Source organism: Amycolatopsis sp. NPDC031561 (genome assembly GCF_055580625.1).
Window position 1 is genome coordinate 15687 of the sequence record NZ_JBVILA010000044.1, and the last position, 26378, is coordinate 42064.

Here is a 26378-nt window from a genome sequence, read left to right on the forward strand (position 1 = left end):
GGGTGGGGGTTGTGGCGCCAGAGGGAAGAGGGCAGTTTTTTTTTTTTTCCTTTCCCCCCCCCCCCCCACGCCTCCAACCTCTGTAGCGGGGACAGGATTTGAACCTGCGACCTCTGGGTTATGAGCCCAGCGAGCTACCGAGCTGCTCCACCCCGCGTCGTGACACCTACCTTACGCCAGCGTTTCCGGCAGGCGCAAAGCAGGTGCCCTTTAGGTAAGCGACGTCACCCTCCGGGCTGGCCGGAGGTCGGCGGCGCACCGGATGCCGGCGGGCTGGCCTTGGCCGACTCGTAGGCCTTGGAGGCGGCTTCGAGTGCGGCGAGGGCGGTTCCCTGGTCGGCGTAGTTGCCGGATTGCTGGGCGGCACGGAACTTGACCCAGGCGTCGTGCATTTCGCCGGCGGCCTTGTCGAGCGCCTGGTTGCCGCTGGCAGGCGGCTGCGGCGTCGTCGTCCCCGGCGGCTGCGGGGTCGTGGGTCCTGGGGTGCCGCCGGTCTGAGGCGGTGTGACCCCGGAACCCGTACCGGCGCCGAAGACCTGGTCGAGGGCTTCGTTGAGCGTCGGCGCGAAGCCGATCTTCGTGCCGTAGGAGACGAGGACGCGGGCCAGCTGCGGATAGCTCAGCTGGTTCCGTTGCCGGATGTAGACCGGTTCCACGTACAGGAAGCCGTTGGCGACGGGCAGCGTGATCAGGTTTCCGTAGGTGACCGTGACGTTCGGGTTGTTGAAGAGCGTCCGGTCCTGCGCGACCCGCGGGTCACTTTGGAATCTGTTCTGGACCTGGACGGGACCATCGACCTGGGTCGAACCACTCGCCCCCGTGGGCAGTCTCAGCACCCTCATCCGCCCGTAGTCTTCGGGATCCGAGGACACCGACATCCAGGCCGCCAGGTACTGACGTTGGAGACCGGTGAGCGAACTGGTGAGCTGGAACCGAGACCTGGTGTCACCCGGCGCGGTGGCCAGGACGTAGTAACCGGGCTGGTTGGCGATGCCGGAGGCGGACGCGTTCACGCCGCCTTCCTGCGTCGGATCCTGCGGAACACTCCAGAAGGCCTGCTGAGCGTAGAACTCGGCGGGGTTGTTCACGTGGTACTTCGACAGGAGTTCCCGCTGCACCTTGAAGAGGTCTTCGGGATAGCGGAAGTGCGACCGCAGGTCCGGGGAGATCTCACTGCTCGGCTTGACCAGGCCCGGGAAGACCTTCTTCCAGGCGTTGAGCACCGGCTCGTTGTCCTCGACCCCGTACAGGGTCACGGTGCCGTCGAACGCGTCGACGGTGGCCTTGACCGAGTTGCGGATGTAGTTGATCGAGGAGTTCGCCTGGCGGGTGGTGCCGCTGAGCGAGTCGTTGGTCGCCTGCCCGAGCTGGGTCTGCTGGGCGTACGGGAAGTTGTTCATCGTCGTGTAGCCGTCGACGATCCAGATGATCTTGCCGTTGACGACCGCCGGGTACGGGTCACCGTCGAGGGTCAGCCACGGAGCGGCCTTGGCGACGCGTTCCCGCGGCTCCCGGTTGAACATGATCTTGGATCCGTCGCCGATGGCGTCGGAGAAGAGGATGTTCCGCTCCCCGTATTCGGCGGCGAAGACGAGCCGGTTGAACCAGTTGTCGATCGGCACGCCGCCAGAGCCCTTGTAGATGTAGGCGCGGTCGACGGCGGTGTCGTACTCGCCAGGCGCCTGTCCGGCCGTGCCACCGACGATCGCGTACGCGGCATCGCTCGCGAGCTCGCCGTAGTAGATGCGGGGCTCGTCCACCTTGATGCCCGGCTTGGTCGGGTCGGTCGAGCCCGCGCCCGCCGGGTTCTGGGTGTCGCTGGTGGTCGCGATCGGGTAGCCGCCGTCGGAGTTGGCGTCCTTCAGCGCGCGGTCGATCGTGTTGGCCGGTGCGGCGACGAAACCGTTTCCGTGCGTGTAGACGAGGTGCTTGTTGATCCAGTTCGTCTGGTTGCCGGTGAGACCCTCGGTCTTGATCTCCTTGGCCGCGACGATGTAGTCCTGCGTGACCCCGTTGAGGGTGTAGCGGTCGATGTCCAGCTTGGACGGGAAGCCGTAGAAGTTTTCACGGCCGACGCGCTGGGTGAAGGTGTCACTGAGGACGTTCGGGTCGAGGAGCCGGATGTTCGGGACGGTCCCCTTGTCCGCCTTGATCTCCGCGGAGGTCGCCTCGGACTTGCCCGTGTAGTCCTTGTACTCGACGTTGGTCAGGCCGAACGCCTGGCGCGTCGCGTCCATGTTGCGCTGGATCGACGCGGATTCCTTCTCGTTCGCGTTGGGACGCACCGAGAACTGGTCGAGCACCGCGGGCCACGCGACACCGACGAGCACGTTCGACAGGATCAGCAGCACCAGCGCGATCGCGGGGAGCTGCAGGTTGCGCAGGAACGCCCCGGCGAAGAACGCGACGGCACAGATCACCGAGATGCACAGCAGGATCAGCTTCGCGGGCAGGACCGCGTTCAGGTCGGTGTAGGTCGCACCGACGAACAGCGGTAATCCCCGGTCGGAGAGCAGCAGGTTGTAGCGGTCGAAGTAGTACTCGACCGCCTTCAGCAGCACGAAGATGCCGATGGTGATGGCGAGCTGGGCGCGGGTCGGGCCGGCGAGCTGACCGCCCTTGCCCGCGAGCCGGATGCCGCCGAAGACGTAGTGCGAGATCAGCGCGCCGAAGAACGCGATGACGACCGCGATGAACAGCCAGCCCAGGAGCCAGTTGTAGAACGGCAGGTCGAAGGCGTAGAAGCCGACGTCGTTGCCGAACTCGGGATCGGTCTGGCCGAACGGCGTGCCGTTCAGGAACAGCTGCACGACCTGCCAGTCGCTCTGCGCGGACGCTCCGGCGATGAGCCCGGTGAGCACCGGGATGCCGATGCCGAACAGGCGGATCCGGCCGACGATCGCGGACCGGTAGCGCGCGAGCGGATCGTCGTTGCCGGAAATCGGCACGAAGACCGGCCTGCTCCGGTACGCGATCATCAAACTGATCGCGAGCGTGCCTCCCACCAAGAGCCCTACGGCGAAGAACAAGATGACACGGGTGATCAACACCGTGCTGAACACGGTGCGAGCGCCGACTTCGCCGAACCACAACCAGTCGACATAGGTGTCGAGCAGTCTCGCGCCCAGCAGCAGGGCAAGGATGACTACGGCGGCGATGATGAGCAGTATCCGGCTGCGCCGGGACAGCTTCGGCAGGCTCACGGGGGGCCGAGTGGCCACTGCACACGCTCCTGGTTTGGTGAACTTTTCGCGGGGGCGCGCGTACCGCGTGCGGCCCCTGATGCTCTAACTCTACGGATGCCGTCGGAAGTTCCCGGAACCCGCCCAAACCGGACTCGGAAGGCCGTGGTCCGGGCCGCCTGGAACGATGTGCCCATGGCACCGAGTGAGCAGCAGGGTGTGGCCGGCCTGGCCCGCGAAGTCGAGGAGTTCGTCGCCTCCGGAGGATGGGATCAGCCGCCGCAGTTGTTCGCGCTGGTCCCGACCGCCGCACTGCTGGACGAACAGCCCGAATTGGCCGGGCAACTCGACCCGTCGGCCCCGCTGACGCCGGTCGCCCAGGAATCCCTGCCGGACGGCGACCTCGGGGAAGCGCTGGCGCAGATCGCGTGGCCCGATCTGGTGCTGGGCTGCGCGCTCGCGCAGGAGATCATCGTGCTGCCGCCGGACGCCGAGGCCGAACTTCCGGCCGAGCCCGAGACCGATGCCGAACGCCTTCGCCAGGCGGCCGCCGACCACCCGCGCCGCACCGAAGCCCGGCTCGTGGCCGCGGTACTGCGGGACGGTTCCGGAGCGTGCGTCATGCGGCTTCGCGGTGCCGGACAGGCCGAAGAACCCGGTGACGTCCCTGTCGACGAGATCATCGAGAACCCGGAGCTGGCTCCTAACCTGCTCGAAGCCCTGAGGGCAACCTTGCAGCCCTGACCTGCGAAAAGAGAGCAAGGGACCTTTGCTCTCGCCAGCCCCAGGAAGCAGGCTGGGCGATAGCAAAGGTCCCTTGCTCTCGTCGGTCGACCCCGCGGGCGATAGCAAAGGCCCCTTGCTCCCCCGGCGGTCAGCAGGAGGCGGTGGGCCGTCCCGCCTTGAGGTTCTCGAGCTGCGCGATCGCTTCGTCCAGCGTGGACACCTTGATCAGGTTCAGGCCGTCGGGCGCGGCGGTCTTCGCCTCGGCGCAGTTGTGCGCGGGCACGAGGAAGTCGGTAGCACCGGCCTCGCGAGCGCCGACCACCTTGAACGAGATGCCGCCGATCGCCCCGACGACGCCTTTCTCCGAGATCTCGCCCGTCCCGGCGATATGCCTGCCACCGGCGAGGTCGCCGGGCTCCATCTTGTCGACGATCGCGAGCGCGAACATCAGGCCGGCCGACGGGCCACCGACGTCCTGCAGCGAGATCTTCACGTCGAAGGGAACATCGGCGCGGTCCACCGCGGTCAGGCCCATGAAGCCTTCCGGGCCGTCGGGCCGCTGCGCGAGCGTGAGCGGCACGGTGCGCTCGGTCTGCCCGTCGGATTTGAAAGTGATCTGGACGGTCTGTCCGGGCTTCGTCCCGTTCAGCGCGGCCCGCACCTCGGTCGCCTCGGTGACCGTCTGCCCGTTGACCACCAGCAACCGGTCACCGGGGGCGAGCACCTTGTCCGCCGGGCTGCCGGAGACGATCGTCTTCGCGAGCACCTTCACCGGGAACTTGCGGCGCAGCGCGGCGACCTGGGCGGCGGTCTGCGAGTCCTGCAGCTGCTGGATGTTCTCCTGGCGGACCTGCTCGTTGGTCTCACCCGGCTTGAAGTACTCCTCGCGCGGCGCCAGCGCGTACCGGCCGCTCGCCCAGAGCCCGAGCGCGTTGAACAGCGTGATGCCGCCATCGCGCAGGGAGACCGTCGTCATCCGCAGCTCACCGGAGGTCTGGAACATCTCGTGCCCGTTGACCTGGATCACCGACTGCCCGGCGGCGTCCTTGCCCAAGGTGTCGTAGGTCGGGCCGGGACTGATCGCCACGTACGGCACCGGGATGAAGAACCCGACCAGCGCGAAGGCGACGAACAACGCGCCGCTGACCAGCAACGTCCAGCCGCGCCGGGTCAGCCGCCGTTCGGAGCGGTCCTGGTCACTCGCGGAGCCCGCACGGCTCCGCGCTGCTGTGGTCTCCTCCGAGGGCTCTGTCACGCGTGACAGCGTACGGTGACGGTGTTCGCTTCTCGGTGAAGGCCACGCGCATCACTCCAGTTGACGAGCTCTGGGTCCCGAGACCCGCGTACGGTGGTGCCATGAGCAAACCCCCGTTCGGCTTCGGACCGCCCGATCCCGACAAACGAGGCGAGAACGAGCCGTCGGACTCCGGCGGCCAGCCCTCCGGCGCCGAGGCCTTCAATCAGCTCGGTCAGATGCTCAGCCAGCTGGGCCAGATGCTCAGCCAGGCCGGCAGCTCGACCGGGCCGGTCAACTACGACCTGGCGAAACAGATCGCGCTGCAGAACCTCAGCAGCAGCGACAGTGACGTCCAGCTCGGCTTCTCGTCGTCCAGCGGCGGAGACTCGAGCACGGCTGTCCGTGACGCCGCCCACCTGGCAGAGCTGTGGCTCGACGCCGCGACGATCCTGCCCGCCGGTGCCACGACGACAGTCGCGTGGTCCGCGCGCACCTGGGTCGAGAAGACACTGCCCACCTGGCAGCGCCTCTGCGACCCCGTCGCCCAGCAGGTCTCAGGTGCATGGGTGCAAGCCCTGCCCGAGGAGGCCAAACAGGCCGCCGGACCGCTTCTGTCGATGATGGGGCAGATGGGCGGGATGGCCTTCGGCTCCCAGCTCGGTAATGCCCTGGCTCAGTTGGCTTCCGAAGTCCTCACCTCCACCGAGGTCGGTCTTCCGCTCGGCCCCACGGCCACCTCCGCGCTCCTGCCGGCGAACATCGAGAAGTTCACCGAGGGCCTGGAGCTGCCGACCAGCGAGGTGCTGGTCTTCATCGCCGCGCGCGAGGCCGCCCACCAACGGCTGTTCGCCCACGTTCCCTGGCTGCGGCAGCGCCTGCTGGCCACCGTCGAGGAGTTCGCGAGCGGTATCTCCGTCGACACCTCAGCGCTGGAACAGCTCGCGGGCCAGATCGACCCGTCGAACCCCGCCAGCATCGAAGAGGCCATGTCCTCCGGCTTGCTCGAGCCGCAGACTTCGCCCGAGCAGAAGGCGGCCCTGAACCGGCTGGAGACCCTGCTCGCGCTGGTCGAAGGCTGGGTCGACGTCGTGGTCGCCGAGGCCATCGGAGACCGTCTCCCGGGCGCGGACGCGCTTCGCGAGACGCTGCGACGCCGCCGGGCCACGGGTGGCCCGGCCGAGCAGACCTTCGCCACCTTGGTCGGGCTCGAGCTCCGGCCCAGGCGGATGCGGGCGGCTTCCGCGTTGTGGAAGCTGGTCGGCGACCAGCACGGCATCGAGAAGCGGGACGGCCTCTGGTCCCACCCCGACCTGATGCCGACCGCCGAGGACCTCGACGAGCCGCTCGACTTCGCGGAACGTCTCGGCGATGGCGAGTCGACCCTCGAAGGCATCGACCCGATCGCCGAGATCGAACGCGCCGAGCGTGAGAAGAACAAGCCCAAGGACGACGAAGACAAGAGCTGAGGCACGTCAGTCCTCCGTCGCGATGCCCCAGCCGGCGGCGGAGGACAGGCCCTCCAGATAGCCGATGGCGCGCTCGGTCTTGGGATAACGGCGAACGAGCTCCCAGAACGCCGCGTCGTGCCCCGGTTCTTTCAAATGCGCGAGTTCGTGCACGAGGACGTAGTCCAGCACCCAGGCCGGCACCCGGCGCAGACGATCACTGACCCTGATCGTCGCGTCGACCGGCGTGCAGGACGCCCATCTCGTGCGCATCGGCGGCACCCAGCGAACGCTCGCAGGTATCGCCTTTCCGTCCAGATACTTCGCCGAGAGCACGGCGCAGCGCGCCAGCAGCGCCTCGTCAGAGGCCTTTGGCGGAGCGGCCTGCCGCGGGCCCTTGCGCAGCAGCTTGCGCTGCATCTCGGCTACCCAGTGCTTCTCCTCGGCCCGGGTCATCCGGGCGGGGATCAGCACGACGAGGGTGTCCTCGTCCCAGTACGCAGTGACGGTCCGGTGGCGGCGCTGGCTACGCCGTACCTCGACCTTGTGTTCGGGAGTGTCCGACGGATTCGTCGTGTCCCGGCCCCTCAATGAGGGCGTCCGTGCTTCGACCACTCGACCACGGTAAGGCCAGTCACCGACAAGTCCGAGGGCCGAAAGGTCACAGCCTTGAGTTGTCCACAACGAGGCCAGCCTGTGGACAACTCGCGTTTTTCTTAGCGGTTGGTTAGCGGCCCAGTGCGATGCTGCGATCATGAACCTGCGCGAACCGGATCTGCGATCGATCATCCTGCCGGAGTTCCCCGCCCTGCTTCCCGGCCTGGATGTGCTGGAACGCGGAAACGGCGAGATCCAGATCGGCCTGGACCCCGCCCACGCCGTGGTGATCGCCGGCGTCGCCACCGAGGTGGCGCGAGCGCTCCGCGAACTGGACGGGAAACGGGCCGCCGACGACATCGTGCTCGCGCAGAGCGAACACGACGAACAGCTGCGGGACCTGATGACGGACCTGACGGCTCGCGGGCTCTTGACCGATGCCGGGCAGTCCCGGCAACAGCCGAGACCGAGGCTGGAAACAGGACTGTGGTCGCTTCGGGCCCGCCACCACCAGGCGGCCATGACGGCGCGCCGCAAACACACCGCGGTGGCGATCCACGGCGACGGCCGGCTGGCCGTGGCGATCGCCGTCCTGCTCGCGAACGGCGGAATCGGGCACATCGACATCCGGGCGTCGGGCACGGTGCTCGAACGTGACCTGGGCTCGGGCTACACCGAGGCCGAAATCGGCATGCCCCGCCGGGAGGCGATGGCACAGGTGGTGCACCGGGCCGGGGCGGAAACGTCGACCACCCGGCTCTACTCGGACCGCCAGCCGGAACTCGTGCTGCTCACCGACGCCGTGGTACCCGCTCCCGAAGTGGTCGACGAGCTCGTCCGAGACGGCGTCAGCCACCTTCCGGTGCGCGTCCGGGACGGCGTCGGCATCGTCGGGCCGCTGGTGGTTCCCGGCCGCAGCAGCTGCCTGCGCTGCGCCGACCTGCACCGCGCCGGTCTCGACGAGTCCTGGCCCAGGGTGGCGAGCCAGCTCGCCGGACGCGTGCAACGGCCGGACCTCGGCGCCGTGCACGCCTGCGCCGCACTGGCCGCCGCACAGGCACTCCGCCTTCTCTCGCCGAGCGACCAGGCGCCGCCCTCGTGGAACGCCACGATGGAAATCGACTTCTTCGACGGCACGATCCGCCATCGCGACTGGCCGCCGCATTCCGGATGCGGATGCGGCGCTCGCTGACGCAACAAGCGACGTAGCCCACACACACGCCCTCAACAGGCTGCGCGGGCGGAGTGAATCAAGGCAGAATCGCGGAGGTGACCGACTCCCGCAACGCCGAGGACCGTGACGCAGCCATCCCCCGCAACGGGGCGGCGCGAACGGCGAAGCTGGCCAGTATTCCGCTCGGCATAGCGGGCCGGGCGGTCGGAGGCTGGGGCAGGCGGCTGACCGGGCAGAGTGCCGAAGAGGTCAACGCGACGCTGTCCGCCAAGGCCGCGGAGCAGCTCTTCGAGGTCCTTGGCACGCTCAAAGGCGGCGCCATGAAGTTCGGCCAGGCGCTGAGTGTCTTCGAGGCAGCGGTGCCGGATGAGATGGCGAAGCCCTACCGCGAGGCCCTGACGAAGCTTCAGGCCGCGGCACCGCCCATGCCCACCCGGCAGACCCACCGGGTCCTCGCCGAGCAGCTGGGACGCACCTGGCAGCAACGCTTCGCCGCTTTCGACGACGAGCCTGCCGCGGCCGCGAGCATCGGCCAGGTCCACCGGGCGACCTGGCACGACGGCCGCGAGGTCGCCGTCAAGGTCCAGTACCCCGGAGCCGACGACGCGTTGCGGAGCGACCTCCGACAGCTCCAGCGTTTCAGCAGGCTGTTCCAGGCCTTCGTACCGGGGACCGAGGTAAAGCCCCTCCTGGCGGAACTCGCCGAGCGGATGAACGAGGAACTCGACTACCAGGCGGAAGCCCAGAACCAGCGCGCTTTCGTGAAGGCCTTCGAGAGCGTCCCCGGGTTCCTGATCCCCCGCGTGGTCGCCAGCGCGCCGAAGGTCGTCGTCACGGAGTGGGTCACCGGCACCCCGTTGTCGAAGATCATCGCCGGCGGGGACAAGGAGGCGCGGGACCGCGCCGGTCGCCTGCTCACCGAGTTCCACTACTCGTCGCCGGAACGGGCCAGGCTCCTGCACTCGGACCCGCATCCGGGCAACTTCATGCTGACCGACGACGGCAGGCTGTGCGTGATCGACTTCGGCGGCGTGTCCCGGCTGCCCGAGGGGATTCCGCAGCACCTCGGCGAGATGACCAGGCTGGCGCTCGACGGTGAGTCCTCGAAGCTCATGCGGCTGCTCAGGGAGTCCGGCTTCATCCGGGCCGACGCGGACCTGCAGGCCGATGACGTGCTCGCCTACCTGGCGCCGTTCACCGAACCGTTGGCGGGCGAAACGTTCCATTTCACCCGCCGCTGGATGCAGCGGCAGGCGGGCCGCGTCGGCGACACCCGAGGGCGGGACTTCCGGATCGGCCGCTCGCTCAACCTGCCGCCCGAGTACCTGATGATCCACCGGGTGACCGCCGGTTCGACCGGCATCCTCTGTCAGCTCGACGCCGAGATCCCCGCCCGCGCGATCGTCGAACGGTGGCAGCCGGGCTTCGCGGCCTGAGAAGTTATCCACAGGGATCGTTGGAACTGAGCCAAAATCGGGGTCGTCCGGGCGAGTTGTCCACAACTTCGCGGAAGTGGTTCCACCCGGACGGCCCAACGGTCATCCTCGATTTATGACCATTACACGAAGCGCTCGACTCGTGGCGCTCAGTAACACCAGCGAGTCCGGAATCATCACCAACCGCGAGCTGCGTAAGGCGGGCGTGACCGCGCGTTACGCCGCGAAGCTGTGCGGTCCGGGCGGTCCTTGGCGAAGGCTGATGCCGGGTGTGATCCTGTTGCGCGACTCGGCGCCCACCCGGCTTCAGCTGCTCCAGGCCGCCGTCGCGCGGTTCGGGCCGGACGTGGTGGTGACGGGTGCCGACGCGCTTCGTGCCCGGGGCGTGGACTGCGCGCTGACTCGGGAGGTCCATCTCCTCGTCCCCGACTACCGGCGAATGCCGGCGGAACCCGGCATGCTGCCCCGAAGAACAACGCGGATGCCTCCGCCGAACTTGATCGACGGCGTTCCGTTCGCCCCACCGGCCAGGGCGGCGCTCGATCTCGCCCGGTTGGAGCTCGACCCAGCACGGATCGACGAGTTGATCTCGCTACCGCTGTACTGGGGTCTTTGCACGCTTGAAGAACTCAGCGAGGAGCTCGATTCCGGCAATCGGCGAGGCTCGGCCGCGGTCCGTGCGGCTCTGCGTCGTGTCGATCCCGAAGAGACCTACGCGCACGGCCTGGCGAAGAAGGTCCTCGGCGGATGCCCGCTGCCCTCGCCGTCCTGGAACATGACGATCTGTGACCGGCGAGGACGTCCCATCGGCTCCGCCGACGCCTGGTGGGACGACATCGGCCTTGCCTGGCAGTTCCGCGCCCCGAAGCAGGGCGCCGCGAACTTCCACCCGCTGGCGCTGACCGCGACCGGGACGGTGCTGGTCCGCTGCACCATCGACCAGCTGAAGAAGGTACCGATGGAAGTGTCGGCCGAGCTGGTCAGAGCGTTCGCCGAGGCGACGCGGACACCACGGCCGAAGGTCCGCACGATCGGCCGGATCGACGACGCCGCCTGAGGGGCTCACCAGTACTCGTCCGGCAGCTTTCCCTCGATGTCGCGGGTGTGGCGACGTGCGCAGGTCGGACACATCCAGCGCACGACGTCCTTCTCACGGGTGGACACCCAGGCGAGCGTCTGCGCGGGCTCCTCGTCGGCACCGCGGATCCGGCCGCACAACGAACAGCCGACCTGGTCGCTCACGGCCGCCGTCCACAATGGATCGTCTTCGCCCCCTGCAGGAACAGATCCTGGCGCGCGCCGAGGAAGGCGGAGCTCGCCGGATTCAGCAGGGCGGCCGCGGTTTCGCGATCGTCGTCGACCAGGAGGTCGCCTGCCACCTCGGTCAGCCAGGTCATCCGCTCGATGACGAACTCGCGCAGCAGTTCCGGCCCGGGCGCCGGGTGGTGGATGAGCACCCCGAAGGAATCGACGTCGTCGAGACCTGCCCGCTTCAGTGCGATGTTCCAGCCATAGGGCATGGAGACGGAGCCGGGGATGCCCGCTCGCATCTCGGCGAACCACTCGCCTCGTGCGGCGAGCAATCGCCCCTCGAACCCGGGACGGCCGATGCCGAGGTCCCAGGGGAGACAGTTGAAGTCCAGGCCGCCCTCGGAGATGGCGACCAGCCCGCCGGGGCGGGCGAGGCTGGCGAGGGTGTCGATCGCAGCCTGCTGATCGGGCAGGTGATGCACCACGCGTGAGGCCCAGACGAGGTCGGCGGGGGGAAGCTTGGCGGGCAATCCGTCGTCGGCCACGTCGGCATGGACCGTCTCGACGGTGGCCTTGTCCCCTGCGGCCGCGCTGACGACCCGGTGCGCTTCGGCCAGCAGATGCTCTGTCGCGTCGACCAGCACGATCCTGGCACCGGCGGCAGTGAGCTCCTCGGCGAAGAGCACGCTCATCCCGCCCGCGCCGCAGCCGACATCGACGATGGTCGGCCTCTCCGGCATGCCATCCAGCAGCCGTCGGGCCGCCACCCGCATCGGCTCGGCGTCGAGCGCCTCGGCCATGCGAAGCGACCGAAGCCGATCCGCCCAGTCGATGTCGTCATGCGTGTGTACGGCCATTCCCCCAGTGAACCGCACCACGCCCCAAAGGGGGAGCGGGGGACCTTTGCTCTCGCCGCGCGATAGCAAAGGTCCCCCGCTCCCCCAAGGATCAGGCCTGCAGACGCTCGACTCGCCGGTTCGCCCAGCGGGCGACCTTGGTCCACCTGCGTACGGCGCGCGCCCCACTTCGAGCCCGCTGTGCGCGGACTCCCTCTTCGAGGTCTCGTATTCGGGCTCTGGACAGTTCTTCATAAAGCAACATTTCGCTGGTCTCCTCGACCTTGATCTCGTTCAACTTGGCCGGCGCGAGAGTCCGGTTACCCGTTCGCGCCTCGTAATCCCTGGTGGTGATGGGTTCGACGGTCATGCCGCAGCGCTCCGCTCGACCTTGTGCGCAACGGGACGCGCCTCGACGGCGGGCTCGACGACAGGGTTCTTGCGGGGACGGCCACGGGGCCGCTTCCGTGCGACGACAACGCCGCGCTCGAAGATCTCGCCACCCCAGACACCCCACGGCTCACGCCGCGAAAGGGCACCCGCGAGGCAGGCGGAACGGACCGGGCAGTCCGCGCAGGACGCCTTCGCGCGCTCGAGTTCTGCCGGCGACTCGGCGAACCAAAGGTCCGCGTCGCCCGAACGGCAGGGAAGCATCGACTCGGGCGAGTCGATGGCGTCGAGCAGGTCGACGACGCCTGCGTCGGCGAAGGGCAGAGCCTCCCCCGGCACGAAAGCTATGGCCGATGACATAAGTGCACTCCTCTGTTCCGTGACGGATTTCTTACTGACGGTGGAACTGGACAACGCTGAACCCCAATTAGGTTGTGCAGCCAACTTGTTTGTGCAGCAAAAACACGAAGGCCGCGGATCCGGTAACCGGTTCCGCGGCCTTCGTGAGCCTCTAGTCCTGACTAGGTCAGGAACTTCGCTCCCGTATGGACAACGGAACACGGAACTGCTTGATGACCGGCAGATCGACGCCACCGTTCACGTACGCTCCACCGAAGGCGGCAGCGTGCGCGAAGGTCTCGTCAGCGGCGATCCTGCTCAGATCGAGACGCTGGGTGCCGCGGGCGGCGAGGATGCTCACGGGCATGAAGGTGCCCTGGCGCTGAGCCTGCGGGACTTCCGCGACGCAGGACAGACGGGTGCCAGGTTTCGTGAGCGTCATCTTGATCGTCATAGCACCGGCACCACCTTTCTCTGTCGCGCGCGAACCGCCCTGCGGTCTACGCTGTGTTGTAGAAGTTCTTCCCCATGCCGGGTGCTTCGCGCCCGGTACCAGCAGGTTATTGCCCCCGACCATACCGGGGCAACTTATTTTCCAGAAAAACCGTCGAAGTTACGAAGATCGGCTCTGAGCAGCGGGTTCGCCGCGCGGATCAAGCCTGCGACGCGGTCAAGACTCCACCGAGGCCCGTACGACGTCGAGAACTTCCGCTCCGAAGCGTTCGAGCTTCGTCGCGCCGATCCCGGAGATGGCACACAACGCTGTGTCATCGGTCGGACGCTGCTCGGCGATGGCGACCAGGGTCGCGTCCGTGAAGACGACGAAGGCCGGCACCTTGAGCTCGCGGGAGCGTTCTCCTCGCCAGGACCTCAGCTTTTCGAGCAGTTGCTCGTCCACGTTGGACGGGCAACGGGAGCAGCGGCCCAGCTTGATGTCCAGGGTCTCCAAGAGCGGCCCGCCGCACACCCGGCACCGCGCCTTGGTGCCGGCCTGCTTCGGCTGCTGGGATCGGGCGACCCTCGCCGCCGGGTGGTCTTCGGGGATCAGGCCGTAGAGGAACCGGCTGCGCCGCCGATTGCGGCGGTTTCCCGCCGTCCTGGCCAAGGCCCACGACAGCGAGAGGTGCTCTCGCGCTCGAGTGACGCCGACATAGAAAAGACGGCGCTCTTCTTCGATGGCCGCGTCGTCACCGTCGGCATGGAGGATCGGCATGGTTCCCTCGGCAAGCCCTACGAGGAACACGGCGTCCCACTCGAGGCCTTTCGCCGCGTGAAGCGAGGCCAGGGTGATGCCCTCCACCGTCGGCGGATGCTGTGCGTTCGCCCGCTGCTCGAGCTCCGCCACGAATCGGGGCAGGTCGGCGTCCTCGACGGTGGAAGCCAGCTCCTCCGCCAGTTCGACGATCGACAAAAGCGCGTCCCACCGCTCCTTCGCCGCGCCTCCGGCCGGAGGCTGGTCGGTGAGCCCCACCTTCGCGAGCACGGAGCGAACCCTGGTCACGAGCTCACCGGTGTCGGCGTCGGTCGACGCCATCCGCAACGCGGACATCGCCTGCCGGACCTCGGCCCTGGCGAAGAATCGCTCGCCACCGCGGACCAGGTACGGGATGCCCACCTCCGCCAGCGCCTGCTCATAAGCCTCTGACTGGGCGTTGACTCGGTAGAGCACCGCGATCTCGCTGGCCGCAACTCCGCCGTCGAGCAGGTCACGGATCCTGCGTGCGACTGCGGCCGCCTCGGCGGTCTCGTCGTCGTACTCGGCGAAACGCGGGACAGGCCCTGAGGGTCGCTGGCCGATGAGTTTCAGCCTCGACCCCGCGGGACGGCCGCGGGCGGCACCGATCACCTGATTGGCGAGAGCCACGACCTCCGGAGTCGAGCGGTAGTCCCGCTCGAGCCTCACGACCGTTGCCTCGGGGAACCGTCGCGTGAACTCCAGCAGCGGCCGGGGCGAGGCGCCCCCGAACGAATAGATGGTCTGGTTGGCGTCGCCGACCACGGTCAGGTCGTCGCGGCCGCCGAGCCACGCGTCGAGCAGCCGCTGCTGCAGTGGGGTGACGTCCTGGTACTCGTCGACGACGAAGCAGCGGTAGCGCTCGCGGAACTCCTGGGCGACCACCGAGTGTTCCTCGAGAACGGCCGTGGTGTGCAGGAGCAGATCGTCGAAATCGAGGACCTGTGCGGCGTTCTTGACCTTCTCGTAGTTGCGGTAGACCTCCGCTACCTGCGACGAAGGGGCGGGTGTGTCCCGCTGCGTACGCGCGGCGACGGCCGGGTAGTCGTCCGGCGATACCAAAGAGGCCTTGCTCCACTCGATCTCACTGGCGAGGTCGCGCAGGAGCTCAGTCTCGGTGCCGAGGCCGGCCTTGTTGGCGGCTTGGCTGATGTAGCGGAACTTGTTCTCGAGCAGCTCCCAGGGCCGGTCCCCGACGACCTGCGGCCAGAAGTACCGGAGCTGGCGGCGAGCGGCGGCGTGAAAAGTGAGGGCCTGGGCGGCGTCGACACCCAGACCCCGAAGGCGCGCGCGCATCTCACCCGCGGCGCGGGTCGTGAAGGTGACTGCGAGGACCTGACCAGCGGCGACGTGTCCGGAGCGGACCAAATGGGCGATGCGATGCGTGATCGTCCGCGTCTTGCCGGTTCCCGCTCCGGCGAGCACACAGACCGGCCCCCTCGGCGCGCAGGCGGCGGCGCGTTGCTCGGGATCGAGCCCATCGAGCAGGCCTGGACGACTCTTCGGGGACGATGCGCTAACCACGCCCCGATCCTCGCAGAGGGCCCGACAGGATCGACGCAGGGCACGCGGCCGTATCCTGGTCACATGGCGGGAAAGCAGGACAAGGAAGCAGCGAAGCTGGCCAAGAAGGAGAAGCGCGCCGCGAGCAAGGCTCGCCGCGGGCAGATCTTCGAGGCCTTCAAGATGCAGCGCAAGGAAGACAAGGCGCTCATCCCCTGGATGGCCGGATCGCTCCTGGTCATCACCGGTGTCGTGTTCGGTATCGGGTTCATCTTCGACGTCCACTGGGTCGTGCTGCCGCTGGGCATCCTGCTCGGCGCGCTCGCCGCTGTGATCATCTTCGGCAGGCGGGTCCAGAAGACCGTGTACTCGAAGGCCGATGGGCAGCCGGGTGCCGCGGCCTGGGCACTCGAGAACATGCGAGGTCGCTGGAAGGTGACGCCGACCGTGGCGGCCACGACCCAGCTCGACGCCGTGCACCGAGTGCTCGGTGGCCCGGGTGTCGTACTCGTCGCCGAAGGCGCGCCGCACCGCGTGAAGTCCCTGCTCGCGCAGGAGAAGAAGCGCGTGTCCCGCTTGATCGGTGAGACCCCGATCTACAACGTGATCATCGGGAACGAAGAGCAGCAGGTGCCGCTGAAGAAGCTGCAGGGCTACCTCATGAAGCTCCCCCGCAACCTCAAGCCAGCCCAGGTCGACGCCCTGGAAGCCAAGCTGGCCGCCCTCGGCAGCCGCGGCGCCGCGATGCCGAAGGGCCCGATGCCCGCCGGCGCGAAGATGCGCAACGTCCAGCGCACGATCCGCCGCCGCTGACCAAACGAGAATCAGGGGTCCTTTGCTATCGCCCGCGGCGGTAGCAAAGGACCCCTGATTCGTCTCCGGACGAAAACTGTCGGTGGGTGGTCGCATGATCACTGTGTGGACGGAACCTCGGGCGCTTTGCAGAAGGCGCTGGCAGCGATGTTCCCGGACGGCGTGGCCGCCCGGGCGAAACTTGTCGCCTTGGGCCACTCCCACTCCTGGATTTCGCGCCGTTGTCGCGAAGACGGCCCGTGGCGACGCCCGATTCCGGGTGTCATCCTCCTCACCAACGCCACGCCGACCAGGCATCAACTTCTGAAGATCGCGCTGACTCACGCGGGTCCGGACGCGATGCTCACCGGAGTCCAGGCAGCCCGGTTGTACGGAGTCCGAAGACTTCCGCCGGAAAGACGGGCCCACACCTTGATCCCCCACCGGAGCAAAGTCGCCACCTGGGGATTCGCCATCGTCGAACGAACGATCCACCTGCCGGAACCAGTAGAGATCGACGGGCTTCCTGTAGCTCCGCTCGCCCGGGTCCTGATCGACGCGGCTCGCCGTATGGACGAACTCCAGTCCGTGCGGGCGATGATCCACGACGCGGTCCAGCGCGGACTCTGCACTCCCGAGGAACTTCGAGATGAGCTGGCACAGGCCAGCACGATCGGCTCGGCGCTCCCCCGAATCGTCGTCGGGGCGCTCCAGGACGGAGTCGACTCCGCGGTCGAGCAATGGCTGGAGAACGTGCTCGAGCGCAGCGGCTTGCCCAGGCCGACACGGAACGCCGAGCTACGGACTCCGAACGGGGAGGTCGTCGGTGTCGCCGAAGTCTGGTGGCCGAAGGCCGGCGTCGCCATGCAAATCTGCTACGACGAGGTCTCTCTCGAACCGGACAAGGCACCCGAGATACCTGCCCTGGTCGCCGCCGGCCTCATCGTCGTGCAGGTAAGTCCAGCGCGACTGCGGGACCAGCCGCTGGTGGTGATCCAGGATCTGCGGGCAGCTCACCGCCGTGCTCGGCAACGACCACCTCCGGAACTCAGCAGCACCCCCGCGGCACCGGCTGCCTGACCACAGCCGGTGCGGCAGCCGTTCCACGACGAGAGCAAAGGTCCCTTGCTCCCTTCCTAGGTCACCGCATGCGGATCACGACGGTTCCGGTCAGCCGGTCGAGCCAGCTTCGGCCGTCGATGTTGCGGAGCGCTGCCGGGATGATCAGGAAGGTCAGCGCGGCCCGCACGACAGCGCGCCACACTCCGACCATTTGCGCGCCGTCGAGCCTGGCGACGCGGATTCCGACCACTGCCATACCGGGGGTGAAGCCGAAGAAGGTCGCGGGAATGACCGTGATCGCCGCCCAGACGCCCACCGACCACAGGTTGAACGTCTGCATGACGGCCGGGTCCTGGAGGCTGGGGGTCACGAAGAGAGTGGTGACCAGTGAAGCGAGCACCAAGTCGATGATCAGCCCGAGGAGGCGTGCTCCACCGCCCGCCACCGAGCCGACACCCGATTGGGGCAAGCCGAGTCGCTCACCGCGCCACCGCTGCGTACCCTCGCCACCGGCCGTCGTCTCGTCCCCGGCTCCGGGTAGCCATTCTCCGGTCCATCTCGCCACCCATCCAGGGTATGCCGGTGGCGCGGACCACATTCGCCCTGGTCGACTACCCGATATCGCCGCCCCGTTAACACCGGCGAAACATACGGGTGACGGTCGGGCAACACCGCGCTCTTAGCGTGAGCCGAAGAGAGTACTGCCGCCGGCAACGAACGAGAAGGAGTCACCGAGGGTGCCCACTACTCCAGACGACATTCAGCGCCTTATCGCCGACGAGAACGTAGAGGTCGTCGACGTCAGGTTCTGCGACCTGCCCGGCGTTATGCAGCACTTCACCGTTCCGGCGAAGGCGTTCAACGAAGAAGCCTATGAAGAGGGCCTGGCCTTCGACGGCTCCTCGGTGCGTGGGTTCCAGTCGATCCACGAATCCGACATGCTGCTCCTCCCGGACCCCGAAACCGCGCGTATCGACCCGTTCCGCAAGGCGAAGACGCTTTCGCTAAACTTCTTCGTGCACGACCCGTTCACCCGCGAGGCGTACAGCCGCGACCCGCGCAACATCGCGCGCAAGGCCGAGCAGTACATCTCCGAGTACGGCGTCGCGGACAACGTGTTCTTCGGCCCTGAGGCCGAGTTCTACATCTTCGACTCGATCCGGTTCGACTCCGCCGAGCACGCCTCGTTCCACGAGATCGACTCCGTCGAGGGCTGGTGGAACACCGGTGCCGACGTTCCGGGCGGCAACCAGGGTTACAAGACGAAGTTCAAGGGCGGCTACTTCCCCGTCCCGCCGGTCGACCACTTCGCCGACCTGCGCGACGAGATCGTCAGCAAGCTGCAGGGTTCCGGTTTCGAGATCGAGCGCGCGCACCACGAGGTGGGCACCGCTGGTCAGACCGAGATCAACTACAAGTACAACACGCTGCTGCACGCTGCGGACGACCTGCAGCTGTTCAAGTACATCGTGAAGAACACCGTGTTCGCCGCCGGCAAGACCGCGACGTTCATGCCGAAGCCGCTCGCCGGTGACAACGGCTCGGGTATGCACTGCCACCAGTCGCTGTGGAAGGACGGCACGCCGCTGTTCCACGACGAGTCGGGTTACGCGGGGCTGTCCGACACCGCCCGCCACTACATCGGCGGTCTGCTCAAGCACGCGCCGAGCCTGCTGGCGTTCACCAACCCGACCGTCAACTCGTACCACCGGCTCGTGCCGGGCTTCGAGGCGCCGGTCAGCCTGGTGTACTCGCAGCGGAACCGGTCGGCTTGTGTCCGTATCCCCATCACGGGCAACAACCCGAAGGCCAAGCGCGCCGAGTTCCGGTGCCCGGACTCGTCCGGCAACCCGTACCTGGCGTTCTCGGCGATGATGATGGCCGGTCTCGACGGCATCAAGAACAAGATCGAGCCGCCGGAGCCCATCGACAAGGACCTCTACGAGCTCCCGCCGGAGGAGGCCCAGAACGTCAAGCTCGTTCCTGGCGACCTCGGCGCGGTTCTCGACACGCTCGAGGCCGACCACGACTACCTGCTCGAGGGTGGCGTGTTCACTCCCGACGTGATCGACACGTGGATCTCCTACAAGCGTGAGAACGAGATCGACCCGCTGCGGCTGCGCCCGCACCCGTACGAGTTCTCGCTGTACTACGACGTGTAAGTCGTGCGGTAGCAACACCAAGAGCACGCCGGTGGTGAGGTGCGGAAACGCCCTCACCACCGGCGTTTCTTTTGGTCCAGCAGAGCGGCTACTCCGAAGTAGAGAAAACCTTCAGGTCGACGCCTGCCCGCTCGATACGGCCGCGTGGATCATCCACCAGCTTGCGTCGTTCGAGATCCATCAGCCCCAGGGTGCACGTGATTTCCGCGGAGAGGGTGCCGTCGACCTTGTAGATGTTCGAGTCCATGTGGAAGGTCTTGCCGGTACCGAACTTGGCATCACATGTCACGTCGACGACATCACCGGCCCGGAGCTCGCGCCGGAACACGATGTGAGACTCAAGCAGCACAAAGGCGAGATTCGCGTCTCGCATGCCCGAGTTGAGGCCACCGGCTAGCTCCATCAGTTCGAGTCTGGAGACCTCGCCGTACGAGTGGTAGACGGCGTGGTTGAGATGGCCGAGAGTGTCCAGCTCGTAGTGCCGCACCTTGATCCGGGTACGAAATGGTTCGCGCACAGTCACCGGTCCACTGTAAATGCCGCTCTCCGTCCGCGTCGGCAAGTGTGAGCAAGGGACCTTTGCTGTCACCAGCCGCACGTGACTGAGGTGATAGCAAAGGACCCTTGCTCACTTCCCGCAGGTCAGAGCGATCGGTCCTGGTAAAAGAGGGTCTCCACGACCGCATGGGCGCGCCGCGTCGTCCGCCGGTAGGCGTCCAGAAACTCGCCGGGGTCGTCGTCGGCGGAGTAGCCGAGCACCCGCGCGACCGCGGCGAGATCTCGACCAGAGCTGGGGATCTCGTCGACGGCTTTACCCCTGACCAGCATCCCGGCGTTCCGGACTCTCGTCGCCAGCAACCAGGCTTCGGTCAGGGATTCGATCTCGGCGGGCTCGGCGAGCCCTGCCTCCACCGCCGCCTTCAGCGCTTCGATCGTCGACGTGGTCCGAAGGCCCGCAACTTCGTGCCCATGCCGCAGTTGCATGAGCTGCACGGTCCACTCCACGTCGGCGAGCCCTCCGCGCCCGAGTTTCGTATGCCGTGTCGGGTCGGCGCCCTTGGGCATCCGCTCCGTCTCCACCCGCGCCTTGATCCGCCTGATCTCCCGCACCCGGACCGCGTCGAGGCCGGCCTGCGGATAGCGAATGGGGTCGATCATCTCGATGAACCGTGCACCGAGGTCGTCGTCACCAGCGATGAACCGGGCTCGAAGCAGCGCTTGCGATTCCCAGACCTCCGCCCACCGCCCGTAGTAGCTGCGATAGGACTCGAGGGTTCGCACCAATGGACCACTCCGCCCCTCAGGACGGAGATCGGCGTCGACGACCAACGCCGGGTCAGGGCTGGGCGCGCCGAGAATCTTGCGCACCGTCTCGGCCACGGAGGAAGCGAACTTCGCTGCTTCGGAGTCCGACACTCCCTCGGTCGGCTCGCAGACGAAGAGAACGTCCGCGTCTGAGCCATAACCGAGTTCTGCCCCTCCCAGCCGTCCCATACCGATGACCGCGATCTTCGCCGGTGTCTGGCCGAGCTCTGCCTGCCGCTGCCGAAAGGCCGCGGCCAACGCACCCTGCAACACGGCGACCCACACGCTCGACAACGCCTCGCAGACAGCGGGAACGTCAAGCAAACCCAGTAGGTCCGCGGACGCGATCCGCAGCATCTCGTGCCGCCGGAGCGATCTCGCGGCCGCGACCGCGGCGTTCAAGCCTGGCTGCCGACGAACCGCGGCTCGCAGGGAAGTGGCCACTTCGGCCGGAGTGCGACCAGCCAGCCGCGCGGGATCACCGAGCAACTGCAGGACTTCCGGCGCTCTCGCCAGCAGATCGGGCACCAGTCGTGACGTGCCCAGGAGGAAGGCGAGCCGCTCGACAACGGCACCCTCGTCACGAAGAACCCTGAGGTACCAAGGCGTTTGTTCGAGCGCCTCCGAGACTTTCCGGTAGGACAGAAGTCCGCGGTCGGGGTCCGGGGTGTCGGCGAGAAGGTCCAGCAAGACCGGCAGCAAAGCCTGTTGGATAGCGGCCCTGCGCGACATTCCCGCAGTCAGCGCCTTGATGTGCTGCAGCGCCCCATCCGGTGCGGCGTACCCGAGCGCGGCGAGTCGGCTTTCCGCCTGTTTCGTCGTCAACCGCAGCGCTTCGGTCGGCACGTTCGCCACGGACTGCAGCAGAGGCCGATAGAAGAGCTTCTCGTGAAGACGGCGGATGCTCTGCAGGTGGCGGCGGAACTCCGCCAGCAGCACGTCCCCTTCGCTCCTGCCACGAGCGGGCCGTACCCCGCTCGCTCTCGCGATCGTCCGCAATTCGCTGGCGTCCGAAGCGGCAGGGAACAGGTGCGTACGCCGTAGCCGGCGAAGCTGGAGCCGATGCTCGATGGTCCGGAGGAATTCGTACGACGATCCGAGCTCCGCGGCGTCCGTGCGGCCGACGTACCCGCCTTCCCCCAGAGCGGCGAGAGCGTCCATCGTGGACGATGAACGCAGCTCGGCATCGATTCGGCCGTGGACCAGCTGCAGCAACTGCACTGCGAACTCGACATCGCGAAGACCGCCACGTCCCAGCTTCAGCTCCCGCTCGGCGTACGCGGACGGCACATGGCCTTCGACGCGGCGCCGCATCTTCTGGACCTCGGGGACGAAGTTCTCCCGATCGGCCGCAGCCCACACCTTCGGTGCGACCATCTCCGCGTACTGACGCCCGAGCTCGGCGTCGCCTGCGACCGGCCGCGCTTTGAGCAAAGCCTGGAACTCCCAGGTCTTGGCCCATTTCTGGTAGTAAGCGGCATGGCCCTCGAGAGTGCGGACCAAAGCGCCCGCCTTGCCCTCCGGACGCAACGCCGCATCAACCTCGAAACAGGCCTTGCCGACCACGCGCATCATCGTGCTGGCCAGCCGCGTCGAGACCGAAAGATCTCCGTCACCCACGAAGATGACGTCCACATCGCTTACATAGTTCAGCTCTCGACCGCCGCATTTGCCCATCGCGACCACGGCCAGTCGGCCTTCGACACCGGCTCCCACCTCTGATTCCGCGACCAGAAGCCCCACCGTGAGTGCGGCCTCGGCCAGCGTGGTGAGCTGAGCCCCGATCTCGGCGTAGGGCGGTTGATGGAGGCCGGGTTCGACGAGGTGGCCGAGGTCGGCAGCCGCGATCCCGAGGAGCAGTTCGCGGTACCCGGCGCGAAGAGCCTGCTCTGACTCGAGCCCTGTGAGCAGCTCTCCGTCCGACCGCAGATGGTCAAGAAGGCGGCTCACATACTGATCCGGCTCAGTGCTCTTATCGCCTTCAAGGGTCTTCCAGCTGTCGGTGTTCGCGACCAGGAAGTCCGCGAGCGCACTCGACGTGCCCAGAACCCCGAGCAAGCGGCCTCGGAAGGTGCGGTCAGTGCGAAGCGCCTGGTCGATCTCAGTCCAGACGGCCGGATCGGCCTCCCTGATTCGGTCGAGCCCACTCAAGGCCAGATCAGGGTCCGCCGAGCGGGACAGTGCTGACAGCACGTCCGTGGCGGAGCCGTCCGGGCCGGATTCGGTCCACCAACCGGCAGCACGCAGCTGCCCGTCGGCACGGGGGTCGGTGAAGCCGTATCTCGCCACGGAAGCGGTCGGCCTGGCGCGCTCAACCATCGGCTTCCACCGTAGTCGCCCTTTCGCCCGTGACCAGACGGACGCGCAAAAGAGCAGGGGACCTTTGGTGTCGCCGAGCGGCGGCGATACCAAAGGTCCCTTGCTTCGCTAGGCGGCGATCCTGCCGACTTCCTGTTCAGGGACGGTCGGGGCGGGAGTGGTGAAGCTGCCGGCGTTGACGGGACTCCGCCGCGAAAGCAAGTAGATCCCGATACCGATCGCCAGGCCCACGACGCCGACAGCGATGGTGCCCACGGTGCCTGTCGAGGTCACGAGACCGGCCGCGGCTCCAACGATGGCGGCCGCCGGAAGTGTGAACAGCCAGGCGATCACCATGCGGCCGGCGGTACGCCAGCGGACCGGTGACTCGTTCCTGCCCACACCCGAACCGACGATGCCACCGGAACAGACGTGAGTCGTCGAAAGCGGAAAGCCGAAGCTCGTCGACGCGAGGATGACCGCCGCCGAGCTGGTCTGCGCGGCGAAGCCTTGCGGACCATCGATGTCCGTCAAGCCCTTGCCCAGCGTGAAGGTGATCCGCCAGCCGCCGAGGTACGTACCGAGTGCCAACGCCAGCGCCGCACTCACGATCACCCAGAGCGGAGGCCCGGCTCCTGCGGGGAGAGTTCCGGCAGTGATCATCGTCAGGGTGATGACGCCCATGGTCTTCTGCGCGTCGTTCGTACCATGGGCGAGCGAGACGAGCGAAGCCGAGATGATCTGGCCGACCCGGAAGCCCGCAGTGCGGCCGCGGCGGACGAAGATCCGGTAGACGAAGTACGTCACGATCATCGCGACGAGGCCTGCCAGGACCGGCGACAGCGCAGCCGGGATCAGAACCTTCTCGACGATCTTTCCGAAATGGACGGAATCCGTACCGGCAGACACCCACGTGGCGCCGATCAGACCGCCGAACAACGCGTGGGACGAACTGGACGGCAGGCCCACGAACCATGTGACCAGGTTCCACACGATCGCCCCGACCAGTCCGCCGAACACGATCGCCGGTCCGATCTTGGTGTCGTCGACCAGTCCATTCGAGATGGTCTTGGCCACTTCGACCGACAGGAAGGCGCCGACCAGGTTCAAGACAGCGGAGATCGTCACCGCGACCTTGGGACGCAGTGCCCCGGTGGCGATCGACGTCGCCATCGAGTTGGCCGTGTCATGGAACCCGTTTGTGAAATCGAAAATTAGGGCCGTGACGACGACGAGCACGACCAACACTGAGGGCTCCACCCCGACCTCCGAACCCTTCGAAACTCCCTTCGCAAGGTACCTGACAGCAAGGCAAGAGCGTTAACAACCCATACACAGTTGAGACATAAGTCGTTAAGCCATCGGCAATGTACGTTGACGTTCCGCAGCCGGAGCGAGGTCACCGGACACCAGTCGGACGAAGCGGTGCGCGAACGGTCGCCAGGTTTCGGTGATGTCAGCATGCACCCGGGCGAGATTTTCCGGGGTCAGTGCGTCCGGCCGGGTGAGTTCCGCCATTTCCGGCGACTGCCGCGCCCAGTCGAGGACGATGTCCGGTGTTGTCTCGATATGGAACTGGACACCGTAGGCACAACGGTCGAATCGGAAGGCCTGGTAGGCATACCGTGGCGAGGAAGCGAGAAGCTCGGCGCCGGCGGGCAGTCGGGTGATCGCGTCGTTGTGGAACTGCAGGACGTCCTGCATGAGTGGCAGGTCCGCGAAGAGCGGGTCCGTCCAGGCAGCGTCCTTCTTGGACACAAGTCCTGGACCGACCTCGGGGCCTTGATCACCGGTGGCGACGATGCCGCCCAGAGCCGCGGCCAGGAGCTGACCGCCAAGGCAGATCGCGAGCGTCGGGATGCGAGCGCCCGCGGCTTTCGAAAGAAGTTTCCGGACGTCCGCGAGCCACGGATGAGCGGCGTCATCATTGGCGCCCATCCCTCCGCCAAGGCAGACGACGCCCGCGTACCCGTCAAGATCGGCGGGAAGACTCTGATCGGGCAGCAACCGGATGTCGAGCTCGGCTCCCGCCTCGGTGAGCCAGTCGCCGAGGGGGCCGATCGGATCTGATTCGTCTGGCTGGATGACGAGCAACTTGGGAGCGGTCACCACCCCAGCCTACGACCGCTGGGAGAGCAGGGGACCTTTGCTATCGCTCGGGGCGGGCGATAGCAAAGGTCCCCTGCTCTCTTGGTCAGCAGGCGCAGCGTGGGGTGGGTGCGGAAGTGAGCGAGAGTGCGGGGGTGTCCCGGTCGATGGGATAGCCGGCCGCACGCCAGGCGGTGATGCCGCCGGACAGGCGTTTGACCTTGAAGCCGAACTCCGCGAGCTTCAGGGCTCCCTTGGTCGCGGCGTTGCAGTGGATGCTCTCGCAGTAGCAGACGTAGACGAGACCTCTGTCGAGGTGGGTGACCGACTCGGGCGTCATGTCCCGATACGGGAGGTTGATCGCACCGGGGATGCGAGCAGACTCGAAGGCTTCGGGAGCCCGGGTCTCGACGACCACGTATCCACGCTGGGTGCCGGCGGTGAGATCGCGGATCAGGTCGTCTGGGTCCACGTCGAGGGCGAGTTCGGCACGAAGGTGCGCGGCCGCGGTCGCGCTGTCCAGGGCCGGAAACGTCAATACGCGGGGTTCGGTCGTCATGCCTCAATCCTGCTGATCAGTGCTCATCCAGAACATTGGAGAATCCAGGTATCGCCGCCGGTTAGCCTGGAGATTCCTGGCAGGCATGAAGATCGACCTGGAGTTCCGTGAACCTCGATGATCTCGACTGGCAGTTGCTCGAACTGCTCCAGTCCGACGGACGGCTGACCTTCTCGGAGCTCGGTCGACGAGTGTCGCTGTCCGCACCCGCGGTGACCGAGCGGGTCCGGCGGCTCGAGGAGAAGGGGATCATCACCGGCTACTCGGCGAGCGTGGACCTGACGAAGATCGGGCTGCCGATCGAGGCGATCGTCCGGGCGAAGGTACGGAGTCTCGACACCGCTCGCTTCCGTGAAGCCGTCCTCGCGCTGCCCCAGGTGCTCGACGCCGATCACGTCACGGGAGACGAGTGCTGGTTGGTGCGGGTTGTCTGTCAGGACACCGCGGAGTTGGAGGAGCTCGTAGAGCGGATGCAGCGCTATGGGGAGACGACGACTTCGCTGGTCTTCTCGTCACCGGTCCGCCGTCGCGCAGTCGGCCGGCGGACCGGTCGAGCGACGACGCGGTGGTAGCAAGGGACCTTTGCTATCACCTGGCGGGTCTGGGCATGAAAAAAGGTCTGGGACCTGGGAGAACCTCGAGGGTTCTCGACCAGGTCCCAGACTTCTTCTTAATGTTAGTCCGGCGGTGTCCTACTCTCCCACAACCCTTCGGTTGCAGTACCATCGGCGCTGTCAGGCTTAGCTTCCGGGTTCGGAATGG

Annotated in this window: 24 protein-coding genes, 1 tRNA gene and 1 rRNA gene; 9 read left to right on the forward strand and 17 right to left on the reverse strand. The window is 67.0% G+C overall.

Features of this window, described 5'->3' with window-relative positions; genetic code table 11:
* Window positions 1–83 precede the first annotated feature (83 nt).
* Window positions 84–157 (reverse strand) — tRNA-Met (locus ACZ5IK_RS43535).
* A 67-nt stretch (window positions 158–224) separates the two neighbouring features.
* On the reverse strand, window positions 225–3221 hold the full coding sequence (locus ACZ5IK_RS43540; RefSeq protein WP_465493086.1) for a UPF0182 family protein: 2997 nt from the start codon (window positions 3219–3221) through the stop codon (window positions 225–227).
* A 156-nt stretch (window positions 3222–3377) separates the two neighbouring features.
* Between ACZ5IK_RS43540 and ACZ5IK_RS43545 the strand changes: the two genes are divergently transcribed.
* Window positions 3378–3926 (forward strand): PPA1309 family protein, encoded by a 549-nt coding sequence (locus ACZ5IK_RS43545; protein WP_101613768.1) that lies wholly within the window; start codon window positions 3378–3380, stop codon window positions 3924–3926.
* 130 nt (window positions 3927–4056) lie between these two features.
* Here ACZ5IK_RS43545 and ACZ5IK_RS43550 read toward each other — a convergent pair whose 3' ends face one another.
* Complete coding sequence (locus ACZ5IK_RS43550; protein WP_465493100.1) at window positions 4057–5061, reverse strand: YlbL family protein; 1005 nt, start codon at window positions 5059–5061, stop codon at window positions 4057–4059.
* Between the two features lie 203 nt (window positions 5062–5264).
* Between ACZ5IK_RS43550 and ACZ5IK_RS43555 the strand changes: the two genes are divergently transcribed.
* Window positions 5265–6611, forward strand: a complete 1347-nt coding sequence (locus ACZ5IK_RS43555; RefSeq protein ID WP_465493087.1) for a zinc-dependent metalloprotease — start codon at window positions 5265–5267, stop codon at window positions 6609–6611.
* 6 nt (window positions 6612–6617) lie between these two features.
* Here the strand turns inward: ACZ5IK_RS43555 and ACZ5IK_RS43560 are convergent, their stop codons facing one another.
* Window positions 6618–7181 (reverse strand): M48 metallopeptidase family protein, encoded by a 564-nt coding sequence (locus tag ACZ5IK_RS43560; RefSeq protein ID WP_465493101.1) that lies wholly within the window; start codon window positions 7179–7181, stop codon window positions 6618–6620.
* A 163-nt stretch (window positions 7182–7344) separates the two neighbouring features.
* On the opposite strand from ACZ5IK_RS43560, the gene ACZ5IK_RS43565 reads away from it, so the two are divergent.
* The 3 genes from ACZ5IK_RS43565 (at window position 7345) to ACZ5IK_RS43575 (ending at window position 10854) form a co-directional block, all read left to right on the forward strand.
* Window positions 7345–8379 carry a hypothetical protein gene (locus tag ACZ5IK_RS43565; protein ID WP_465493088.1) on the forward strand — a complete coding sequence of 345 codons (1035 nt, stop codon included), beginning with the start codon at window positions 7345–7347 and terminating at the stop codon, window positions 8377–8379.
* 77 nt (window positions 8380–8456) lie between these two features.
* Window positions 8457–9797: an ABC1 kinase family protein gene (locus tag ACZ5IK_RS43570; RefSeq protein WP_465493089.1), complete on the forward strand. Its 1341-nt coding sequence runs from the start codon at window positions 8457–8459 to the stop codon at window positions 9795–9797.
* Window positions 9798–9939: 142 nt separating this feature from the next.
* Window positions 9940–10854 carry a hypothetical protein gene (locus tag ACZ5IK_RS43575; RefSeq protein ID WP_465493102.1) on the forward strand — a complete coding sequence of 305 codons (915 nt, stop codon included), beginning with the start codon at window positions 9940–9942 and terminating at the stop codon, window positions 10852–10854.
* A gap of 5 nt (window positions 10855–10859) precedes the next feature.
* On the opposite strand, the gene ACZ5IK_RS43580 is transcribed toward ACZ5IK_RS43575, so the two are convergent.
* The 6 genes from ACZ5IK_RS43580 to ACZ5IK_RS43605 form a co-directional block, all read right to left on the reverse strand.
* Window positions 10860–11039 carry a hypothetical protein gene (locus ACZ5IK_RS43580; RefSeq protein ID WP_101613765.1) on the reverse strand — a complete coding sequence of 60 codons (180 nt, stop codon included), beginning with the start codon at window positions 11037–11039 and terminating at the stop codon, window positions 10860–10862.
* Window positions 11036–11905, reverse strand: coding sequence for a class I SAM-dependent methyltransferase (locus ACZ5IK_RS43585; RefSeq protein WP_465493090.1), 870 nt, complete (start codon window positions 11903–11905; stop codon window positions 11036–11038). The genes ACZ5IK_RS43580 and ACZ5IK_RS43585 overlap by 4 nt, the downstream gene beginning before the upstream one ends.
* A gap of 91 nt (window positions 11906–11996) precedes the next feature.
* Entirely contained in the window at window positions 11997–12254 is a 258-nt protein-coding gene (locus ACZ5IK_RS43590; RefSeq protein ID WP_101612624.1) for a hypothetical protein, read from the reverse strand.
* Window positions 12251–12634, reverse strand: a complete 384-nt coding sequence (locus ACZ5IK_RS43595; protein ID WP_465493091.1) for a WhiB family transcriptional regulator — start codon at window positions 12632–12634, stop codon at window positions 12251–12253. The genes ACZ5IK_RS43590 and ACZ5IK_RS43595 overlap by 4 nt, the downstream gene beginning before the upstream one ends.
* Before the next feature lie 166 nt (window positions 12635–12800).
* Window positions 12801–13067: a hypothetical protein gene (locus tag ACZ5IK_RS43600; protein ID WP_410605849.1), complete on the reverse strand. Its 267-nt coding sequence runs from the start codon at window positions 13065–13067 to the stop codon at window positions 12801–12803.
* A gap of 216 nt (window positions 13068–13283) precedes the next feature.
* Window positions 13284–15371: an ATP-dependent DNA helicase UvrD2 gene (locus ACZ5IK_RS43605; RefSeq protein WP_465493092.1), complete on the reverse strand. Its 2088-nt coding sequence runs from the start codon at window positions 15369–15371 to the stop codon at window positions 13284–13286.
* Between the two features lie 63 nt (window positions 15372–15434).
* On the opposite strand from ACZ5IK_RS43605, the gene ACZ5IK_RS43610 reads away from it, so the two are divergent.
* Both ACZ5IK_RS43610 and ACZ5IK_RS43615 read left to right on the forward strand, forming a co-directional pair.
* Window positions 15435–16163, forward strand: a complete 729-nt coding sequence (locus tag ACZ5IK_RS43610; protein WP_076168932.1) for a DUF4191 domain-containing protein — start codon at window positions 15435–15437, stop codon at window positions 16161–16163.
* Window positions 16164–16268: 105 nt separating this feature from the next.
* On the forward strand, window positions 16269–17222 hold the full coding sequence (locus ACZ5IK_RS43615) for a hypothetical protein (protein WP_465493093.1): 954 nt from the start codon (window positions 16269–16271) through the stop codon (window positions 17220–17222).
* A gap of 61 nt (window positions 17223–17283) precedes the next feature.
* On the opposite strand, the gene ACZ5IK_RS43620 is transcribed toward ACZ5IK_RS43615, so the two are convergent.
* Complete coding sequence (locus ACZ5IK_RS43620; protein WP_174720516.1) at window positions 17284–17769, reverse strand: RDD family protein; 486 nt, start codon at window positions 17767–17769, stop codon at window positions 17284–17286.
* 172 nt (window positions 17770–17941) lie between these two features.
* On the opposite strand from ACZ5IK_RS43620, the gene glnA reads away from it, so the two are divergent.
* Window positions 17942–19366 (forward strand): type I glutamate--ammonia ligase, encoded by a 1425-nt coding sequence (gene glnA, locus ACZ5IK_RS43625; protein WP_076168933.1) that lies wholly within the window; start codon window positions 17942–17944, stop codon window positions 19364–19366.
* A gap of 88 nt (window positions 19367–19454) precedes the next feature.
* On the opposite strand, the gene ACZ5IK_RS43630 is transcribed toward glnA, so the two are convergent.
* The 5 genes from ACZ5IK_RS43630 to ACZ5IK_RS43650 all read right to left on the reverse strand — a co-directional run bounded on the left by ACZ5IK_RS43630 (window position 19455) and on the right by ACZ5IK_RS43650 (window position 25616).
* The gene (locus tag ACZ5IK_RS43630; RefSeq protein WP_465493094.1) at window positions 19455–19889 is read right to left on the reverse strand and encodes an acyl-CoA thioesterase; all 435 of its coding nucleotides are present in this window, start codon (window positions 19887–19889) and stop codon (window positions 19455–19457) included.
* A gap of 119 nt (window positions 19890–20008) precedes the next feature.
* A complete protein-coding gene (locus ACZ5IK_RS43635) occupies window positions 20009–22990 on the reverse strand; it encodes a bifunctional [glutamine synthetase] adenylyltransferase/[glutamine synthetase]-adenylyl-L-tyrosine phosphorylase (RefSeq protein WP_465493095.1) in 2982 nt (993 codons plus the stop codon).
* Between the two features lie 108 nt (window positions 22991–23098).
* Window positions 23099–24217, reverse strand: a complete 1119-nt coding sequence (locus ACZ5IK_RS43640) for an inorganic phosphate transporter (RefSeq protein ID WP_465493096.1) — start codon at window positions 24215–24217, stop codon at window positions 23099–23101.
* A gap of 105 nt (window positions 24218–24322) precedes the next feature.
* Window positions 24323–25078, reverse strand: a complete 756-nt coding sequence (locus ACZ5IK_RS43645) for a type 1 glutamine amidotransferase (protein ID WP_465493103.1) — start codon at window positions 25076–25078, stop codon at window positions 24323–24325.
* Between the two features lie 85 nt (window positions 25079–25163).
* Window positions 25164–25616 carry a rhodanese-like domain-containing protein gene (locus ACZ5IK_RS43650; protein ID WP_465493097.1) on the reverse strand — a complete coding sequence of 151 codons (453 nt, stop codon included), beginning with the start codon at window positions 25614–25616 and terminating at the stop codon, window positions 25164–25166.
* Window positions 25617–25723: 107 nt separating this feature from the next.
* Between ACZ5IK_RS43650 and ACZ5IK_RS43655 the strand changes: the two genes are divergently transcribed.
* Window positions 25724–26188: an Lrp/AsnC family transcriptional regulator gene (locus tag ACZ5IK_RS43655; protein ID WP_465493098.1), complete on the forward strand. Its 465-nt coding sequence runs from the start codon at window positions 25724–25726 to the stop codon at window positions 26186–26188.
* Between the two features lie 107 nt (window positions 26189–26295).
* Here ACZ5IK_RS43655 and rrf read toward each other — a convergent pair.
* Window positions 26296–26378, reverse strand: a 5S ribosomal RNA gene (gene rrf, locus ACZ5IK_RS43660); the annotation flags it as partial.

Coding starts and splice junctions, on each gene's coding strand:
- ACZ5IK_RS43545 (WP_101613768.1), top strand. CDS start 3,378: ATGGCACCGAGTGAGCAGCAGGGTGTGGCCGGCCTGGCCCGCGAAGTC.
- ACZ5IK_RS43555 (WP_465493087.1), top strand. CDS start 5,265: ATGAGCAAACCCCCGTTCGGCTTCGGACCGCCCGATCCCGACAAACGA.
- ACZ5IK_RS43565 (WP_465493088.1), top strand. CDS start 7,345: ATGAACCTGCGCGAACCGGATCTGCGATCGATCATCCTGCCGGAGTTC.
- ACZ5IK_RS43585 (WP_465493090.1), bottom strand. CDS start 11,905: ATGGCCGTACACACGCATGACGACATCGACTGGGCGGATCGGCTTCGG.
- ACZ5IK_RS43590 (WP_101612624.1), bottom strand. CDS start 12,254: ATGACCGTCGAACCCATCACCACCAGGGATTACGAGGCGCGAACGGGT.
- ACZ5IK_RS43595 (WP_465493091.1), bottom strand. CDS start 12,634: ATGTCATCGGCCATAGCTTTCGTGCCGGGGGAGGCTCTGCCCTTCGCC.
- ACZ5IK_RS43600 (WP_410605849.1), bottom strand. CDS start 13,067: ATGACGATCAAGATGACGCTCACGAAACCTGGCACCCGTCTGTCCTGC.
- ACZ5IK_RS43610 (WP_076168932.1), top strand. CDS start 15,435: ATGGCGGGAAAGCAGGACAAGGAAGCAGCGAAGCTGGCCAAGAAGGAG.
- ACZ5IK_RS43635 (WP_465493095.1), bottom strand. CDS start 22,990: ATGGTTGAGCGCGCCAGGCCGACCGCTTCCGTGGCGAGATACGGCTTC.
- ACZ5IK_RS43650 (WP_465493097.1), bottom strand. CDS start 25,616: ATGACGACCGAACCCCGCGTATTGACGTTTCCGGCCCTGGACAGCGCG.